Source organism: Gammaproteobacteria bacterium (assembly GCA_036383255.1).
In the GTDB taxonomy this organism is placed as follows: domain Bacteria; phylum Pseudomonadota; class Gammaproteobacteria; order Natronospirales; family REEB76; genus DASUBN01.
The window spans coordinates 36,443-51,576 of the sequence record DASVOS010000011.1 but is presented as its reverse complement, the minus strand read 5'-3'; the positions used below and the strand labels follow the sequence as shown (position 1 = coordinate 51,576).

At 68.5% G+C, this 15,134-nt stretch carries 15 protein-coding genes; 13 read left to right on the top strand and 2 right to left on the bottom strand.

Annotated features, from left to right (window positions below):
- The first annotated feature begins 20 nt into the window (after nt 1-20).
- Nucleotides 21-944, top strand: a complete 924-nt coding sequence (locus VF651_07040) for a hypothetical protein (protein ID HEX7965457.1) — start codon at nt 21-23, stop codon at nt 942-944.
- On the opposite strand, the gene VF651_07035 is transcribed toward VF651_07040, so the two are convergent.
- A complete protein-coding gene (locus tag VF651_07035; GenBank protein HEX7965456.1) occupies nt 895-1,485 on the bottom strand; it encodes a hypothetical protein in 591 nt (196 codons plus the stop codon). The genes VF651_07040 and VF651_07035 overlap by 50 nt on opposite strands.
- Nucleotides 1,482-2,897 (bottom strand): MBL fold metallo-hydrolase, encoded by a 1,416-nt coding sequence (locus tag VF651_07030; protein ID HEX7965455.1) that lies wholly within the window; start codon nt 2,895-2,897, stop codon nt 1,482-1,484. The genes VF651_07035 and VF651_07030 overlap by 4 nt, the downstream gene beginning before the upstream one ends.
- A gap of 111 nt (nt 2,898-3,008) precedes the next feature.
- Here VF651_07030 and hemN point away from each other — a divergent pair, with 111 nt between their 5' ends.
- The 12 genes from hemN (at nt 3,009) to secD (ending at nt 15,118) form a co-directional block, all read left to right on the top strand.
- Complete coding sequence (hemN, locus tag VF651_07025; GenBank protein ID HEX7965454.1) at nt 3,009-4,394, top strand: oxygen-independent coproporphyrinogen III oxidase; 1,386 nt, start codon at nt 3,009-3,011, stop codon at nt 4,392-4,394.
- 104 nt (nt 4,395-4,498) lie between these two features.
- Nucleotides 4,499-5,263, top strand: coding sequence for a fumarate/nitrate reduction transcriptional regulator Fnr (gene fnr / locus VF651_07020; protein ID HEX7965453.1), 765 nt, complete (start codon nt 4,499-4,501; stop codon nt 5,261-5,263).
- A gap of 89 nt (nt 5,264-5,352) precedes the next feature.
- The gene (locus VF651_07015; protein HEX7965452.1) at nt 5,353-5,940 is read left to right on the top strand and encodes a DUF308 domain-containing protein; all 588 of its coding nucleotides are present in this window, start codon (nt 5,353-5,355) and stop codon (nt 5,938-5,940) included.
- Entirely contained in the window at nt 5,937-6,503 is a 567-nt protein-coding gene (locus VF651_07010) for a hemerythrin domain-containing protein (GenBank protein ID HEX7965451.1), read from the top strand. The genes VF651_07015 and VF651_07010 overlap by 4 nt, the downstream gene beginning before the upstream one ends.
- A 91-nt stretch (nt 6,504-6,594) precedes the next feature.
- Complete coding sequence (locus VF651_07005) at nt 6,595-7,527, top strand: ROK family protein (protein HEX7965450.1); 933 nt, start codon at nt 6,595-6,597, stop codon at nt 7,525-7,527.
- 48 nt (nt 7,528-7,575) lie between these two features.
- The gene (locus VF651_07000; protein HEX7965449.1) at nt 7,576-8,166 is read left to right on the top strand and encodes an RNA polymerase sigma factor; all 591 of its coding nucleotides are present in this window, start codon (nt 7,576-7,578) and stop codon (nt 8,164-8,166) included.
- On the top strand, nt 8,142-8,762 hold the full coding sequence (locus VF651_06995) for a hypothetical protein (GenBank protein ID HEX7965448.1): 621 nt from the start codon (nt 8,142-8,144) through the stop codon (nt 8,760-8,762). Before VF651_07000 ends, VF651_06995 begins: the two co-directional genes overlap by 25 nt.
- A gap of 16 nt (nt 8,763-8,778) precedes the next feature.
- Nucleotides 8,779-9,852 (top strand): PDZ domain-containing protein, encoded by a 1,074-nt coding sequence (locus VF651_06990; GenBank protein ID HEX7965447.1) that lies wholly within the window; start codon nt 8,779-8,781, stop codon nt 9,850-9,852.
- A gap of 246 nt (nt 9,853-10,098) precedes the next feature.
- Nucleotides 10,099-11,136, top strand: a complete 1,038-nt coding sequence (gene queA / locus VF651_06985; GenBank protein HEX7965446.1) for a tRNA preQ1(34) S-adenosylmethionine ribosyltransferase-isomerase QueA — start codon at nt 10,099-10,101, stop codon at nt 11,134-11,136.
- 570 nt (nt 11,137-11,706) lie between these two features.
- Complete coding sequence (gene tgt / locus VF651_06980) at nt 11,707-12,822, top strand: tRNA guanosine(34) transglycosylase Tgt (GenBank protein ID HEX7965445.1); 1,116 nt, start codon at nt 11,707-11,709, stop codon at nt 12,820-12,822.
- A gap of 102 nt (nt 12,823-12,924) precedes the next feature.
- On the top strand, nt 12,925-13,254 hold the full coding sequence (gene yajC / locus VF651_06975; protein HEX7965444.1) for a preprotein translocase subunit YajC: 330 nt from the start codon (nt 12,925-12,927) through the stop codon (nt 13,252-13,254).
- Nucleotides 13,255-13,267: 13 nt separating this feature from the next.
- Complete coding sequence (gene secD, locus VF651_06970; GenBank protein HEX7965443.1) at nt 13,268-15,118, top strand: protein translocase subunit SecD; 1,851 nt, start codon at nt 13,268-13,270, stop codon at nt 15,116-15,118.
- Nucleotides 15,119-15,134 lie beyond the last annotated feature (16 nt).

The window sequence follows — 15,134 nt, the reverse complement described above, 5'->3', positions numbered from 1 at the left end:
ACCCGGGAAGGAGAACGGCGATGAGCAAGCTCGAACGTCATGTGGTGTTCATCCCCGGCAAGAACCCCAAGCCGGCGGCGTCCGTGCACCGGGAGGTGTTGTGGCGCTGCATCACGGTCGGGGCGCGCGGCGCGGAGGAGGGCTCCGCCGGCGATCTTGCGGCGTTGCACGAGCGCTTCCACATCGCGGGCTGGAACCGCATGTACTACGGCAACGACGCGGACATTGGCCTGGATCTGCCGTGGGTGGCTGAGATGCTGGTGGGCGTGCCGCTGCCGCCCGAGACCTGGCGCGCGCGCTGGCGCCGGCGCCGGGTGCGGTTCTCCTACGGCCTGGGCGACCGCTTCCCGTGGCTGGTGTCCCTGTTCGCGGATCAGGATGCGCGCCACACCATGGAGGAGACGCGACGCTACTTCGAGGACGAGGGCGGCATCGCCACGCGCATCCGCAGCCACGTGAAGGAGGTGCTGCGGCCGCTGCTCGCGGCGGGACACCGGGTGCTGGTGGTGGGACACAGCCTGGGCTCGGTGATCGCCTATGACGCGTTGTGGGAACTCTCCTGGCAGGAGGGCGAGCCCTGGCGCGTGGACCTGCTCACGCTCGGCAGTCCGCTCGGCATGTTCTACGTGCAGGGACGGCTGCGGGGGCATGACCAGGCCGGCGCGCGCCGCTACCCCACGAACGTTCTGCACTGGACCAACGTGTCCGCCGACGGCGACCTCACGGCACTCGACCGCGGCCTCGCCGACGACTTCCGGCCGATGCAGGAGCTGGGGTCGGGTCCGGCGATCGTGGACTATACCCATGGCGTGCATACCTCGTTCCGCACCGCGGCGGGGCACAACCCGCACCGCTGCTACGGCTACTTCTTCAACCCGCTGGTGGCGCGCATGATCACGGGCTGGATGCGGGGCGAGCCGCGCTGGGATGATGGGGCGGCCTGATGTGCACCGGCATGCGGCCGAGCTTCTCATAGATGCGCCGGCGGCGCAGCAGCGGCCACCAGCCGTAGAGGTAGATCTGCATGGGCTGCCACATGGCGACCCAGCCGCCGATGAGCAGCCCCTGGCGCAGCACTTCTGCCCAGGCCCCGTTGTATCGGACAGACATCTCGCTCAGCAACAGGCAGCTCGCCAGTACCGTGAGACCGATGGCGAGGCTGCGCGAGCCGACGCGCATGAGCTGGCGGAACTCGAGGCGCGCGAGGCGCGCCTGGTTGCGGAAGTGCAGGTGCACCGCCTCTTCCACGCGGGGCGTCTCGGCGGCGGGGTCCGGCACCTCCACATGCAGCACCAGACTCACCGGTTCGTCCAGCGGAAACTCCTGGGCCCAGCTCACGATGTAGTGCTCCGCCTCGGGATCCAAGTCCTTCTCGTAGAACGGGGAGGGATCCATGGAGTTGAAGAACTGCTGCAGGTTGTCGAGGCGCACCTCCACCTCGTGGCGATGACGCGGCTTTCCGAACTTCGACAGGCGCAAATTCATGCCGTGCGTTCCCTGGCCCGGTAGGCCGGCCTCGCCAGTTGGCGAAGGTCGAGGGATTCGCCGCGTGCGGGCACCGTGACCGGGCAGCCGAAGCGGGTGCGCAGCTCCAGGGCCAGGGAAGCGCTGGCTTGGGGCTCGCCGTGCACCACCGCCACCTGCGGGTGGCCGCGGAAGCCTGCGTACCAGCGGCAGAGGGCTTCCTTGTCGGCATGGGCGGAGAGCCCACCGAGCGTGTGGACCTGGGCCGCCACCGTGACCGGTTCGCCCCACAGGCGCACCTCACGCGCACCGTCCACCAGCCGCCGGCCCAGGGTGCCGGCTGCCTGGAAGCCCGTGAATATCACGTGGGTGTCGCGCCGCGGCAGACGCTGCCTGAGGTGATGCAGGATGCGGCCGCCTGTGCACATGCCGCTGCCGGCGATGACGATGGCGCCGCCTGTGACGCGGTTGATGGCGATGGACTCGTCGGTGCCCGGCGTGCGGTGCAGCCAGAGCGGCCCGAAACCGGTGGCGCGGGCGTAGGCAGCGGCATCGGGCGCGAGCAGCGCGGCGTGATGCGCGTACACGCCGGTCGCCTCGATGGCCATGGGACTGTCGAGGAACACGGCCCAATCCCTGAGGTTCCATTCTTCATAGTGGCGGGCGAGGAGGTAGATCAGTTCCTGGGTGCGGCCGACGGAGAAGGCGGGGATCAGGATGTTGCCCCCTTCGGCGCTGGCAGCGGCGATGATCTGGCCGAGTTCCGCCGCGGTGGACTCCGGGCTGCGGTGCAGGCGGTCGCCGTAGGCGCTCTCGATCAGCACGAGATCCGCGTCCTCCACCCGCACCGGCGGCGGCATGATGAAGCCCTGCTGTCCGCCCAGGTCGCCGCTGAAGACCAGCTTGAGGGGCAGGTCGCCGCCCTCCATCCAGAGTTCGATGACCGCAGCGCCGAGGATGTGACCCGCGTCCTGCAGCCGGCAGCTGAGGCCGGGAGCGATCTCGGCGCGCTTGCCGTAGGCGAGGGCATGGAAGCGCTGGAGGCAATGCTCGACATCGCGCGGACCGTACAGCGGCGCAGTGTCGCCATGGTGCCGCCGCTCCGCATGCTCCGCGTCCCGGCGGGCGAGCTCGGCAGCGTCCGTGAGCAGGATGCGGGCGAGGTCGCGAGTCGCGGCGTGGGCATAAATGGGACCGCGGAACCCGTCCCGCACCAGCGCCGGCAGGCGCCCGCAGTGGTCCAGGTGCGCGTGGCTCAGGATGACCGCGTCTATCGAGGCGGGGTCGAAGGGGAACGATTGGTGGTTGCGGGCCTCGCTCTCCGGCGTCCCCTGGAACAGGCCGCAGTCCAGCAGCACCCGGCGGCCGTCCCACTCCAGGAGGTGGCATGAGCCCGTGACCTCGCCGGCAGCGCCGAGGAATCTCAACTGCATGGCCATGGCCGCTCCCGCGTTATCCGATGGCGCCAGCATGGGCGCCGCGACCGGGGCCCGCATTGACCTGGATCATGGCAGGCAGGGCGGGCCAACCCCCAGACTTGCGCCATGGAAAACCAGCCTGTGCACTTCGACCCCGACCTGGTCCGCCGCTACGACCGCTCCGGCCCGCGCTACACCTCGTACCCCACCGCGCGCCAGTTCCATGCGCCCTTCGATCCGGACCACTACCGGGACGAGGTGGCCCGCAGCAACGATGACCCGATCCCCAGCGACCTGTCGCTGTATCTGCACCTGCCGTTCTGCAGCAGTCCCTGCTTCTACTGCGGCTGTAACCGCATCATCAGCCGCGACCCGGACAGCCTGGTGCGCTACCTGCAGCGCCTGCTGCATGAGGCCGAGCTGCAGGGCGCGCTGTTCGACCGCGACCGGCCGGTGCGCCAGCTGCATCTCGGCGGCGGCACGCCCACCCAGTTCAACGATGACCAGCTGCACGCACTGTGGCACGGCTTGCACAGCCATTTCCGTTTCGCGTCCCGCGTGGAGGCCTCCATTGAGGTGGACCCGCGCGGCGTGAGGCCCGCCAGGATGGGAGCCCTGGCGGAACTCGGCTTCACCCGCGTGAGCTTCGGCATCCAGGACCTGGATCCGGAAGTGCAGGAGGCGGTGAACCGCCGCCAGGACCGCCAGCACTGCCTGGACGTGATCGCGGCCGCGCAGGCGGCGGGCTTCGAGTCCGTGGCGGTGGACCTCATCTACGGACTGCCGCGGCAGAACCTGCGGGGCTGGAACGGCACGCTGGACGCCATGATCGCCGCGAGGCCCGGGCGCATCGCCGTGTACGGCTACGCGCACATGCCCGCGCAGTTCAAGGCGCAGCGCCAGATCAAGGATGCGGAGTTGCCCGACGCGGCGGCGCGGCTGGAACTGCTCAAGGCCGCGGTGGACCGGCTGACGGGCGCCGGCTACGAGCACATCGGCATGGACCACTTCGCCTTGCCGGAGGACAGCCTGATGAAGGCGCGGCGCCAGGGCCTGCTGCAGCGCAACTTCCAGGGTTATTCGACGCTGGCGGGACTGGACCTGGTCGGCCTCGGCGTGAGCGCCATCGGCCACGTGGGGCGGGTGTATGCCCAGAACGCCAAGACCCTGGATGCCTATTACGGGCCGCTGGACCAAGGCCGGCTGCCGCTCGCTGCGGGCCTGGTGATGAGCGACGATGACCTGCTGCGAGCAGACATCATCAACCGCCTCATGTGCTACGGCGAGCTGCGTTACGCCGACATCGAGCGGCGGCACGGCGTGCATTTCACGGACTATTTCGCCAGGGAGCTCAGGCGGCTGGAGCCACTGGGGGCCGATGGGCTGGTGGTGATGGGACCGGAAGGAGTGGGAGTCACCCCCGAGGGCCGGTTCCTGCTGCGCAGCGTGGCCATGCAGTTCGACGCCTACCTGCCCGGGGCTGGAACCCCGCAGTTTTCCCGGGTTATCTAGCAAGATAAGGCTGCTGCCTAGGGCCAATTCAGGGTTTCCCTGATAGTGGCGGCGGCACCTATATATCACTATTGCGACGTGATTTTTATGTAGGGAGAACCCTCATGCAGACCGCCACGCTCCTCAGGATGGACACCGCCAACCCGAAGGCCCACCCCAAGGCGCGGCCGCTGGCGGCTTGCAGCAGCTGTTCCCTGGCCCACCTCTGCCTGCCCACGGGTCTTGCCCACGATGAGTTGGAGCAGATGGACGGCGTGGTGAAGCGCTCCGAGCCTATGCACGAAGGCGACCACCTGTACCGCGTAGGCGACCGTTTCGACGCGGTCTATGCAGTACGCTCCGGCTCCTTCAAGGTCTATACCGTGGACAGCGAGGGGCGCGAGCACGTGCTTGGCTTCCACCTGCCGGGCGAGCTGATGGGCCTCAAGGCCATCTATCCCCAGCACCACATCACCAATGCCGTGGCGCTGGATACCGCCACGGTGTGCGTGCTGCCTTATGCCGAGCTCACCACCCTGGCTGCGCGGATGCCGAGCATCCAGAACCAGCTGGTGCGGCTCATGAGCCGGGACCTGGCGGAGGCCGTGACCCTGGCGGGCGACTACACCGCCGAGGAGCGCCTGGCGGCTTTCCTCATCGGCCTGTCGCGCCGTTACACCCAGCGCGGCTTCTCCTCTCGCGAATTCAACCTCAGTATGTCCCGCCGTGACATCGCCAACTACCTGCGCCTCGCCCCCGAGACCGTGAGCCGGGTGTTCGCCCGCTTCGAGAAGGACAAGCTCATCAGCGTGGAGCGGCGCGCCGTGACCTTGCTGGACGCGGAGCGGCTCCACGGCATCGCCCAGTGCATGGAAGACATGCAGACCTGAGTCCCAAGGGCGGGTCCGCCCGCCGGCCACAAGCATCCCGCCTGATCCAGGTCATGGCCGCCTGATCCTCCCTGCCGCATGCTGGCTCCATGGAAACGTCCCTGGAGAAGCCCATGCGCACCGACAACACCCCTATCGAAGGCATCGTCAACGCCACCTGGATCTCGGTGGGCGCGGCCCTGGTGCTCATCATGCTCGGCGCGGTGGCGGCGCTTTTGCCGCTGGCGGTGGGGATCGCCATGGGCATCCTGATCGTGTGGATCGTGCTGTTCAGCGGCCTTGCGCACCTGGTGCATGCCTGGGACGCGCGCGGACACGCACTGTTCCGGTGGCGCCTGCTGGTGGGCATGATGTACATGGCCGCCGCCGTCTACCTGATACTGCGCCCCACTTACGACCTGCGCGCCCTCACGCTGTTCATCGGCGGCATGTTCGCGGTGGAGGCGGTGCTGCTGCTGGCAGGTGCGTACTGGATGCGCCGCCGCAAGGGCAGCGGCTGGATGGCGCTGGATGCCGCGCTCACGCTGCTCCTGGCCGCCTGCATCCTGGTCATGTGGCCCTGGACTTCGCCCTGGATGCTGGGTGTGCTGATGGGGCTGGACGTGATCGCGAGCGGGCTCGTGTTCCTGGGCCTGCTGCGCGACATCGGTGTGTGGCGCCCGCGGGTACCGGCATGAACCACGTCCTCGCCACGCCGATCGACGACTTGCGGCGCGAGCACGCCAACATGCGCAGCGTGCTCATGCTGGTCTCTGACCAGCTCGACAAGCTGGAGCGGATGGGTGTCGCGGACTACGTGCTGCTGGCGAACGCGCTGTACTACATGCGCAAGTTCCCCGGCCGTGTGCACCATCCCAAGGAGGACCTGATCTTCCAGCGCCTGGCTGAGTTGGACCCCAGCTGGAAGGCGGAGGTGGAGCGGGTGCGGGGCCAGCATGCGGAGATCTACGCGCTGGAGGACGACCTCATCGAGCGGGCGCTGGACAACCCCGATCCGGGCAGCGAGCCCTGCGCGGAACTGGTGCGGCATGGCCGCCGCTACCTGCAACTGCAGCGCCAGCACTCCGAGTCCGAGGAACGGCTGCTGTTCCCCCAGGCCCTCGGCGTGCTGCAGGCGAGAGACTGGGCCTCGATCCGGGCCCGGATCAAGCAGGTGGACGACCCCCTGTTCGGCAACCACGGCGGCGGCCGGTACCGGCTCCTCTACGAGCAGATCATGCGGGACGCGGAGGACACCTGAAATCCCAGGCGCCCGTGCGCCTGACATGACTTAATGCCTGTCCAGGCCCCGGCATTGAAGCAGGGTATCCCCGCGCCGGGCGTGACATCATATGAAGATGGGCACGGCACGCACCCTCCTGGCGGCGGACATCGGCGGCACCCGTGCGCGGTTCCGCCACGCGGGCGGCGTGCTCGAGCTCGGCACGCGCGACTATCCCCACATCGAGGCACTGCTCGCGGCGGTATTCGGGCGCCTGTACATCGGGCCCGGCGCCGACGTGGTGCTGGCGGTGGCGGGACCCGCGCAAGGGGGGCGCGCGCGCCTCACCAACCTGGACTGGGAATGCGACGGCGCCGCGCTGCGCCGGCGCTTCGGCTTCAACCGGCTCGTGCTGATGAACGACCTGGAGGCGGCGGCCCACACGCTGGCGGAGCAGCCGCCTGCCGACGCAGCGGTGCTGCACGCGGGAGCGGCAGCGGGGCGCCAGGCGGTGGTGAGCGTGAGCACCGGCCTCGGCGTCGCCTACTGGTCACGCTCCGGCGGCATGCTGCACGTGGAAGCCGCCGAGGCGGGCCACACAGGCTTTGCGCCCGGCGAGGCCTGGGAAGCGGAATTCCTGCGCGCACTCGAGGCGCAGCATCCCGGCCGGGTGAGCTGGGAGCGGGTGCTCTCGGGCGCCGGGCTCGCGGCGCTGGACGCCCATCTGCGGCAGGAACCTGCGGCCAGTCCGGCGGAAGTGGTGCAGCGGGCGCGTACAGGAGACGAGGCCGCGGTGGCGGCGGTGTGGCGCTATTCGCGCCTGCTGGGCGTGTTCGCGGGCGACCTGGTACTGGCCGCACCGGCGCCCGGCGGCGTCTGGCTCATGGGAGGCGTGCTCGCGGGGTTGGGCGCCCTGTTCGACACGCCGGCTTTCCTGCAGGGTTTCACCGCCAAGGGACGCCTCTCCCCCCAGCTCGCCCAAGTGCCGGTACGGCGGACCGCCGACGACCATCTGGGCCTCACCGGTGCCTGGCTCACGGCCGAGGCCCTGGCGCCCGCCTGACCCCCTTTCCTTTGCGACCTTTCTTCCCGCTGGCGCATCCTTAGGTACATGAGCAGCCGCTTCGACCACAGCGTCCCGGACGGGGTCCTGGACCGTGCCAAGGCTGGCGACCGCGCCGCCCAGGCGGAACTGTTCGATGCCTTCAGCCATGCGGTGTTCGGCCTGGCGCGCCGCATGCTCGGACGCGCGGACCTGGCGGAGGACGTGCTGCAGGAGACCTTCGTGGAGGTGCTGCGCCACCTGCCGAAGTTCCGCGGTGAGGCGCCGGTGGGGATGTGGATACGCCGCATCGCCGTGAACGAGTGCCTGATGCACCTGCGTTCCCACTGGCACCGCTACCGGCTGCCGCTGGGAGGCGAGGGCGAGTCGACTCCGATGGACGAGTGGCTGGCGGCGGACGAGCCGCCGCCGGACAAGGGCCTGGACATGGAGCGGGCGCTGGATGCGCTCTCGCCCGAGGCCCGCGCGGTGGTGTGGCTGCACGACGTGGAGGGCTACACCCACGTGGAGATCGGGCGGCTCATGAACGCCACGCCGAGTTATTCGAAATCACAGCTGGCACGCGCCTACGTGCGCATGCGGCAATGGGCCGGAGGGCCCCGGGAGGTGGAACCATGCATGCCAGCCTTGAACAACTGATCGGCCTGCGCGACGAGGAGCCGGTGTCCGTCGAGGTGCAGCAGCACGTGCGCGGCTGCGAGCAATGCGCCCGTGCCCTGAACGGCCTCATGGCCGCGCGCGAAGCGCTCGCGGCGGTGCCGGACCCGCGCCCGCCGGCGGACGCCTGGGGCCGCATCACCCTGGCTGCCGACCTGAGTGCCCGCCGCCGGCGCCGTTGGCTGCCGGCGGCGGGCGTGAGCCTGGCGGCCTCGATCGTGGCGGCGGTGCTGGTGGTGAACCTGCAGGTGCCGGCGCCGGTGACGGAGCAGTCGGCGGCGGTGAGCCCGAACGGCACCCCGGCGGACGTGGGCCAGCTCATGGAGCGCTCGCGCTATCTCGAGCGCGCGGTGCTCAAGCTCGATGACCACGCGGACCGGATGGTGGTGAGCGCCGGCACGGCCAGCACCATCGCGGCCCTCGAGGACCGCATCGCGCTCGTGGATTACGCGATAAACAACGCCGCAGGGAAAGGCGGCGCCGACCAGCGGGTGGCGGAACTCTGGCGGCAGCGGGTGGACCTGCTGCAGTCCCTGGCGGCGGTGCGCTACGCACAGGTCGCTAACCAAGGCATATGAACCAACGAGGTGTGTCATGAAGAACTGGAAGATCCTGTTGCTGGCGGCGGCCTGCGCCGTGCCGCTGGCTGCGAGCGCCGCCGGCCTGCCCGCGCCGAAGGCGGCACCCACCCCCGAAGCCATCCCGGCCGGCGATGCCAGGCCCGGCACTCCCACGCCGACGCCTTCGGCCAAGCCGGGCGCCGTGCCCGGCGTGAGCCCGAACAAGGACCAGGCGGAGCTGGAGAAGCAACTGGAGCAGGCGCGCCGGCAGATGGATGAGGCCGCGCGCCACGTGGCCGAGCTCTCCATGCAGCTCAACAGCAACTACATGCGGAATGTGGACGTGATGCGCGAGCGCCTGGTGAGCATGCAGCGCCGCGGTTTCCTCGGCATCGACCTTGGCGAAGACGAGGATGACGGCGCGGCCATCTCCGGCATCACCCCCGGCGGCCCTGCGGACAAGGCTGGCCTGCGCGAGGGCGACACCATCGTGTCCATCAACGGCAACGCGTTCAAGGCTTCCGGCGGCGACAGCGCCTCGGACAAGCTGGTGGCGTTCATGCGCACCACCAAGCCGGGCGACAGCCTGAAGGTCGCCTACAACCGCGACGGCAAGAGCGCGACCACGACGGTCACCGCCGGCAGCCTGCGTGATTTCGACGCATTCTTCATCGCGCCGCCGGTTCCCCCGGTCGCGCCGGTGCCGCCGGTCCCGCCCGTGCCGCCGCTGGGCGGACTCAACATGTTCTTCAGCACCGGCGGCCGCTGGGGCGAGATGCAGCTGGTGAACGTGACGCCGGGGCTCGGCCAGTACTTCGGCACCGACAAGGGCCTGTTGGTGCTGCACGTGCCCAAGGACTCGGCACTGCAGCTGCAGGAAGGCGACGTGATCGTGCAGCTGGGCGGCCGCAACCCCGGCAGCCCGCCCCACGCCATGCGCATCCTCGGGTCCTACGGCCCGGGCGAGAACGTGAAGATAGACATCATGCGCAAGGGCAAGGCCCAGACCCTGAACGTGACCCTGCCGAAGGACAAGGATGAAGACTCCATGTCCTTCAACTGGTCCACGGACAGCGATGACGATGAGGATGCTGCCGTCAGCAGATGAGTTCCGTGTGAAGTGACGTCGATACCACCCGAGACTGGGGCGGCCTAAAAGGCCGCCCTTTTTTTATGCCTGAAAATGGGTCTTTTGCCCGCCAGCGGCGTTGGAAACGTCCTCGCGCTCCTCATGCACACCAGAGTGCACTCCGGGCGCTCGGCCGTTTCCGCCTTGCTGGCAGCCAAAATCCCTCATTTTCAGGGCGCCGTGGTTTCTACCAGCCGTGGCGCGGTGTTGCTACCATGCGCATCCATGCGGCGCAGCGATTTCCACTACGAACTGCCTCCCGGCCTCATCGCCCAGCATCCCCTGGCGGTGCGCAGCGCGAGCCGCCTCCTGTGCCTGGACGGTGCCACGGGCGCGTTGCAGGACCGCATGTTCCGCGAATTGCCCACGCTGCTGGAGCCCGGGGACCTCCTGGTGTTCAACGACACCAAGGTGGTGCCGGCGCGGCTCTATGGCCGCAAGGAGACGGGCGGGGCGGTTGAGTTCCTGGTGGAGCGCATCCTGGACCCGCGCACGGCACTGGTGCACGCCCGCGCCAGCAAGCCCTGGCGGCCGGGTATGCGTGTGCTGTTCGCCGAGGGAGTCGAGGCCCGGCTCCTGGAACGGGATGGCGGGCTGCTGAAGGTGGAGTTCCTGGGCGCGACCCTACCGGAGTTCCTCTACGCCCACGGCCACATGCCGCTGCCTCCTTATATAGAGCGCGACGACGCGGCTGAGGATAAGGAGCGCTACCAGACGGTGTATGCCCGGGTGCCGGGAGCGGTGGCGGCGCCCACGGCGGGCCTGCACTTCGACCAGGCGACTCTGGACGAACTGAAGCGCCGCGGCGTGCGCAGCGCCCAGGTCACGCTGCACGTGGGGGCAGGCACCTTCCAGCCGGTGCGGGAAGAGGACATCCGCGACCACAGGATGCACAGCGAGCGGGCGGTCGTCGCACAGGATGTGTGCGACGCCGTCGCGAAGACCAAGGCAGCGGGGAAAAGAGTAGTGGCGGTGGGTACCACGGCAGTGAGGAGCCTGGAGTCCGCCGCGGCAGGCGGCGAGCTCGCGCCCCTGGACAGGGACACGGACATCTTCATCTACCCCGGCTACAAGTTCCGGGTGGTGGACGCCATGGTGACGAACTTCCACCTGCCGGAATCGACGCTCTTGATGCTGCTCTGCGCCTTCGCCGGGCAGGAGCGGGTGATGGCGGCCTACCGCCACGCGGTGGAGCAACGCTACCGCTTCTTCAGCTACGGCGACGCCATGTTCGTGACCATCGCGCCTGAATCAAAGGCCTAATGACATCCTGTCCGAATCCCTTCCGGCCTCTCCCGGGGCCGGGTTACTTTTGGCGCGCCAAAAGTAACCAAAAGCGCTCGCCCGGGTGAGCCGCGCAGCGGCGAACGCGAGGCAGGATGCCGAGCTGGGAAGACGCCATGGATGGATGAGCACTCTCTAATCATCCCTGATGCGCCTTCAGCCTCGCCTTCCCTGGCTCGGCGTTCGCCGCTGTGCGACTCACCTTGCTCGCTGCGATGCTCGGCGCGCGCTACGGGGCAAGAGGAAGAGACGCGAGTTCTTCCACCCCCTTGGATGCCGGCGAGCACTGGAGCGAGCAAGGATGGCCGAAGGGCGCGGTCATGGAAGACCGCGCCCGCGCGAAGGGACAGGGATGTCCCATGAGCGCGGCCCCGCGGCGAGCGAAGCGCGCAGCTTTAGCCCGCTTCGGGCCGGCATCCCGGGGGCGCCCTTTCTTTCCGCCCCTTTTCTTTGGGCGAGCAAAGAAAAGGGGCCCAGTGCGCGTGGAACGCGCCCTCTAAATCAGGCCGCCGAAGGCGTCGAAACCCTTCTCTTGATAAACTCCGCGCCATGAAATTCGAGCTTATTTCCAGCTCCGACGGCGCCCGCAGGGGGCGCCTCGTGTTCGACCGCGGCACCGTGCAAACCCCGGCTTTCATGCCGGTGGGAACCTACGGCACCGTGAAGGCCATGACGCCGGAGGAGCTGCGCGAAGTCGGCGCCGAGATCATCCTCGGCAACACCTTCCACCTGATGCTCAGGCCCGGCACCGAGATCATCCGCGCCCACGGCGACCTGCACGGCTTCATGCACTGGGAGGGACCGATCCTGACGGATTCCGGCGGCTTCCAGGTGTGGAGCCTGGCAGAGCTGCGCAAGATCAGCGAGCAGGGCGTGAGCTTCCAGTCTCCGGTGAACGGGGACAAGGTGTTCCTGGCGCCGGAGGACTCCATCCGCATCCAGCACGAGCTGGGCTCCGACATCATCATGGTGTTCGACGAGTGCACGCCCTATCCCGCGACGCAGGAGCAGGCACGCGAGTCCATGGAGCTCTCCCTGCGCTGGGCGAAGCGCTGCCATGCGGCCCACGGCGAGCATCCTTCCGCGCTGTTCGGCATCGTGCAGGGCGGCATGTACGGGGAGCTGCGGCGCGCCTCCCTGGACGGGCTTGCGGCCATCGGCTTCGACGGCTATGCCATCGGCGGACTCTCGGTCGGCGAGACGGAGGCGGAACGGCTCGCAGTGCTGGAGGCTCTGCAGCCGCACCTGCCCCAGGACCGGCCCCGTTACCTGATGGGGGTGGGCACGCCGGAGGACCTGGTGGAAGCGGTAGCGCGGGGGGTGGACATGTTCGACTGCGTGATGCCGACCCGCAACGCCCGCAACGGGCACCTCTTCACCAGCGAGGGGGTGGTCCGCATCCGCAACAGCATATATATGAGGGATACTCGGCCCCTGGACCCCGCCTGCGGCTGCTACACCTGCCGCAACTATAGCCGCGCCTACCTGAAGCACCTGGACAAGTGCGGCGAGATCCTGGGTCCCCGCCTCATGACCATCCATAACCTGCATTTCTACCTGTCCCTGATGCGGACCATGCGCGAGGCCATCGAGGCCGGGCGCTTCGCCGTCTGGGCCCGCGAGTACCTGGCCCGTCGCCGGGGTGCCGCTGAACCTGTAACCTGAGGGTTTTCGGGGGGGGCGGCCCCTTGGGGCGCGGGACGTTGTAGAATCCGCCCTTTCGCCGGGCCTTAAGCCCGGCTTCGTTTGGACCACGGCAGGGACACCATGAGCTTCTTCATCTCCGATGCCTACGCCGCCGGCGCGGCGCCCCAGGGCGACTTCCTCACCTCCTTCGTCGTCCCGATGGTCATCATCATCGGCGGCTTCTGGTTCTTCCTGATGCGCCCGCAGCAGAAGCGCCAGAAGGAGCACCAGCAGCTGCTCTCGAACATCGCCAAGGGCGACGAGGTGGTCACCTCGAGCGGCATCCTCGGCAAGGTGAAGGAAGTGGGCGACCAGTTCCTGACCGTGGAGATCGCCTCGGGCGTCGAGGTGAAGCTGCAGAAGCAGGCCGTGGGCAACGTGCTGCCCAAGGGCACCCTCAAGAACCTCTGACCGGATCCCCGCCATGATGAACCGTTACCCCTTGTGGAAGAACCTGCTGGTGGTGGTGATCACCGCCGCGGGCCTCTTGTTCGCGCTGCCCAACCTCTACGGAGAGGACCCGTCGGTGCAGGTCTCCTCCAAGGCCGGCGCGCTGACGGCCGACAACCAGAAGCAGGTGGAAGGCGCGCTCAAGGACGCCAGCGTCCCGTTCGAGGCCGCCGCGCTGGAGGACAAGACGCTGGTGGTGCGCTTCGCCGATACCGACGCGCAGCTGCACGGCCTGGAGACGATCCGCAAGTCGCTGGGCCAGAACTACACCGCGGCCATGAACCTGGCACCGCGCACCCCGGCCTGGATGCAGACCATGGGCCTGAAGCCCATGGCCAAGGGCCTGGACCTGCAGGGCGGCGTGCACTTCCAGCTGCTGGTGGACCTCAACGCCGCAGCGCAGGGCAAGCTGCAGCGCATCTCCAACGACATCCGCGGCGCCATGCGCGCCAAGCAGATCCGCTACGAGGACGTGTCCCTGAGCGGCGGCAGCATCAGCGTGCAGCTGCACTCGCCGGAGGACCTTGCGAGCGCGCGCGGCCTGTTCGCGCGCCAGTACCCGGAGCTGCAGCTCAGCGACGGCGGCGCGGCCAATAGCCTGATCGCCACCATGGCGCCCCAGAACATGCAGGACCTGCGCCAGCAGGCGGTGGAGCAGAACATCACCACCCTGCGCAACCGCGTGAACGAGCTCGGCGTGGCCGAGCCGATCGTGCAGCAGCAGGGCCCGAGCAGCATCGTGGTGGAGCTGCCGGGCGTGCAGGACGCGGCCCACGCCAAGGACATCCTGGGCGGCACCGCAACCCTCGAGTTCCGGCTGGTGGACTACACCGCCAACGCTTTCGAGGCGCAGCAGACCAACCACGTGCCGCTGGATGACCAGCTGTTCACCCGCAAGGACAACGGCCAGCCGGTGCTCCTGAAGCGCGACGTGATCGCGAGCGGCGACCAGCTGGTCAACGCCCAGTCCGGCTTCAGCCAGGACCAGGGCACGCCGGACGTGAACGTGACGCTGGACTCGGCCGCCGCCACCAAGATGGGCGAGACCACCCGCCAGAACCTGGGCAAGCCTATGGCGGTGCTGTTCATCGAGACCAAGAGCGAGACCCGCATGGTGGACGGCCAGCCGGTCGTCAGCCACACCAAGGTCTACTCGGTCATCAGCGTCGCCACCATCCAGGGCATCTTCAGCAAGAACTTCCAGATCACGGGCCTGGGGCAGGACGAGGCGAAGAACCTCGCCATCATGCTGCGCGCGGGTTCGCTGGCGGCGCCGATGGACTTCATCGAGGAGCGCACCGTCGGCCCAAGCCTGGGCGCCGAGAACATCAAGCAGGGCTTCTACGCCGCGCTGCTGGGCTTCGCCCTGGTGGTGGTGTTCATGGGCATCTACTACAAGGTGTTCGGCGTGATCGCCGACCTCGCGGTGTTCATGAACCTGGTGCTGACGGTGGCGCTGCTGTCAATGATCCAGGCCACCCTGACGCTGCCCGGCATCGCCGGCATCGTGCTGACGCTGGGCATGGGCGTGGACGCCAACGTGCTGATCAACGAGCGCATCCGCGAGGAGGTGCGCGCCGGCAACACGCCGCAGGCCGCGATCCACGCCGGCTACGAGCGCGCCTTCGCCACCATCGTGGACGCCCACGTCACCACGCTGATCGCGGCCTTCATGCTGTTCCTGTTCGGCTCGGGACCGGTGAAGGGCTTCGCGGTGACACTGACGCTCGGCATCATCACCTCGCTGTTCACGGCCATCATGGGCACCCGCTCCATCGTGAACGCCGCGTTCGGCGGCCGGAAGCTGGACAAGCTCCCGGTTTGACAGAAGTTTCGGAGTA